We start from the raw sequence: 684 nt of genomic DNA, 5'->3' as shown, positions 1-684 counted from the left end.
GGTTCCCGTGCTCTTTCTCACCGCCCGAGACGGGGTTCAGGATCGAGTAAAGGGATTGGAGTTGGGCGCTGATGATTATCTCATCAAGCCGTTTGCCTTCTCCGAATTGCTAGCCAGGATCCGTACGTTGCTTCGCCGCGGCAATAATGTCCCCAACCAAACAATACTCAAACTCCTCGACCTTGAGGTCGATCTGCTCAGGCGTCGAGTTACGCGATCGGGGAAACGAATAGACCTAACTGCAAAGGAATTCGCACTTCTTGAGCTATTACTTCGGCGTCGCGGGGAAGTGCTCTCAAAGTCCCTTATCGCCTCCCAAGTATGGGACATGAATTTCGACAGCGATACCAATGTGATTGAGGTGGCGGTACGACGGCTGAGAGCAAAAATCGATGATGAGTTCGAACCTAAGCTCATACAAACCGCGCGTGGGATGGGCTATTTGATCGACGCGCCAGACCCCTAGAGCGAAATGCTCGGCATTTCACGCGATGGGCCAAGCTACCGGTACCGATGCGGTTAAGGCGAGCCACCGAGCAAGGAGCGGTGCCGAACCTCAGTTCTCCGAGCTGGATTTCTTCAGCTGTGGCACGAAGAAGATGGGTCTCTGCGGGGGAGCTATCAGAATATCACTGGATTTGATGCTAGTGCCCTTGCGACGCCTGGTCTTGCCATCCTTACCGA

The 684-nt window shown here is 54.1% G+C and carries 1 protein-coding gene; it reads left to right on the top strand.

Annotation, left to right across the window (positions count from 1 at the left end; genetic code table 11):
• A partial coding sequence (locus HZR81_RS23690) for a winged helix-turn-helix domain-containing protein (protein ID WP_500129404.1) occupies positions 1-466 on the top strand: 466 nt, incomplete at its 5' end.
• Between the last annotated feature and the right edge of the window lie 218 nt (positions 467-684).

The sequence above is a fragment of the Pseudomonas sp. LM13 genome, from assembly GCF_041381355.1.
GTDB lineage: Bacteria > Pseudomonadota > Gammaproteobacteria > Pseudomonadales > Pseudomonadaceae > Stutzerimonas > Stutzerimonas frequens.
The sequence above is the reverse complement of the archived record's forward strand: the minus strand, read 5'-3'. Positions and strand labels throughout refer to the sequence as shown.